The organism is Thermobacillus sp., from assembly GCF_003390775.1.
GTDB classification, from domain to species: domain Bacteria; phylum Bacillota; class Bacilli; order Paenibacillales; family Paenibacillaceae; genus Thermobacillus; species Thermobacillus xylanilyticus.
The window spans coordinates 1-2,009 of sequence record NZ_QEWA01000002.1 but is presented as its reverse complement, the minus strand read 5'-3'; the positions used below and the strand labels follow the sequence as shown (position 1 = coordinate 2,009).

General features: G+C 63.4%; 1 protein-coding gene. It reads right to left on the bottom strand.

All coding sequences use genetic code 11. The features are described 5' to 3' along the window. On the bottom strand, positions 1-2,009 hold a 2,009-nt coding region (locus C6W55_RS00010), incomplete at both ends, for a hypothetical protein (protein ID WP_286890608.1).

Sequence of the window (2,009 nt, the reverse complement as noted above, 5' to 3'; positions counted from 1 at the left end):
CGAGATGCCGCTGAGAGACGGGGAAATCTGCGTTGCCGTGGTGTCGAACAGGTTCTTGAGTCCAGACCAGCCCCGCAGCTCCTGGAAGTGGCGATAGTAGTCCTTCCGGTACGGAACCAACTTCTCCTGTCGATTCGGGTATATTCTCGCCAGAACCTCGTTCACTCGGCGGATTAGGTCGTCGTATTGCCGGCGGAACCATTCGTTCGCCTGCACGATGTTCTGCCACTTGTCCGGCGCGACCCGCTGCAGTTCCTCCAGCGTGATCCGACCCTCGCCGAACTGCTGCACCAGCGCGGATTCCTTCGATCCCTTCTTGATGCCGAGGCCCTTCACAATGTCGTTATAGAGCGCATCCGTCAGCCGCTTTTGCTCGGCCGCGTACGCGCCCTTCGCCTCATCGAACGGGTCGAGGACGGCGCGTTTCACACTCTCATAGTGCGGGCCGAACACCGTTTTGAAGTTGCGATACACGTCCGCGGTGTTCAGGTTCAGAGGTGTAAGGTCTTTCAGCTCTTGCCCTTCGAAACCGGTCAGGCCGAGTTCTTCCGACTCGATTTGTTTCTGGATGAGTTTGTATTGATCCTTCGCCCGCCGGTAGATTTCTCGGACATGCGGCCGTATCTGCTCGCCGAAGTCCCGGACCATTGCCTCGGTGAAGTCTGCCAGCCGCACCGCGCCCTTGAGCATATAGCCGGCGCCAATCTTCGCATATTGGGCGTAGATGTCGACCGGGTTCGAGCTGAGGCGGTTCCGGCTGGCGGCCAGCTCGGCACGGGCGCTTTCGATCAGCCTGTCTGCATAGGCACTCACCCGATCCCGGACACGCGGCGCGATCTCGTCCGGCTGCGGCGGTTCAATCTCGTCGGCGAATGGAATGTCGTCATCCACGGCGCGCGCCGGTTGCGGTTCTTCGAGCTGCCGCGTGCGTGCGGCCAGCGTGGGTTGTGCAGGCTGAGATGCCTGCGCTGGTTGCGCCTCTGCCCGCTGGGCGAGTTGTTCCGCCCGAGACATCCGAGAAGCACGTTCCGCCCATGTCGGGTCCTGCGAGCGAACCAGCGGAACACCGGCAATCTCACGCATGCGAAGTGTTTCGCGGCCCCGCTGCAGCGCCTCCGGCGACACCCGCCGCGGGCCCGCCAGTAGTTTTTCGAGGTCATACCCACGTTCCCGAGCGACGGCGATGGACGTGTCGTAGATGTTCATGTTCCGGCGGATGTCTTCGGCCAATTGCCGCATGCCCTCATAGGGCAACTTCCGGATCTCGTTCAGCGAGAGATCGGGGATGCCGCTGTTCTGCTGAATCCACCGCGCCAACTCCCGCGGGTTTTCCAGCGGCGGCGTCATGCGCTCCTGCACGATCGGCTTGATTTCGGTAAGCACTTGATCCAGCGACGGCCGTTTTACGACACGGGCGCGCGTCGGTTCGAACGCACGAGCGGCTGATTGTGCTGCGGTTTCTGTCGCTTGTGCCGTCGGTAATGCAGTCTGCGCCTGTTGCGTAGTATTCGGCGTGCGCCGCAGCATGTTGCCGACGGCCCCGACATACGCTTCCGCAACCGGATCGAGAATAGCCCCGAGCGCCGCACTTTCGGCGATGTCGCCGAGCCGCTGGCCGAGCGTTTGGTCGTTCTTCCCGAATGCGGCTTCCGTGGCCTCAAACGGCGCTTGGAAGATCGCCCCCGCCGTCGCCCCGGTAAGCGCATGTCCTGCCGCTCGCCCGGCGGTCTGCGCAGCCATTCGGGCGGTCGCGGCGGCCGTCGGCGAAGCGTTCGTCCGGGCGAGCACCTTCGCCGCGGCGTCGTCGGCCAGTTTCGGGAGCTGCTTCGTGACCTGTCCCGTCAGCCCTCTTGCTGCCCGGTATGCCCCGGCGCCAGCGCCTAGGTATCCGACCATGCCGAACAGTTGCGCCGCCTGTTCTTCCTGCGGCGTGCGTTCGCGGTCGCCGCGGACGTATCGTTCGATGCGGTCGGTCAGTTTGTCCGTCAGTCCGAATGTCAGATTGTCCA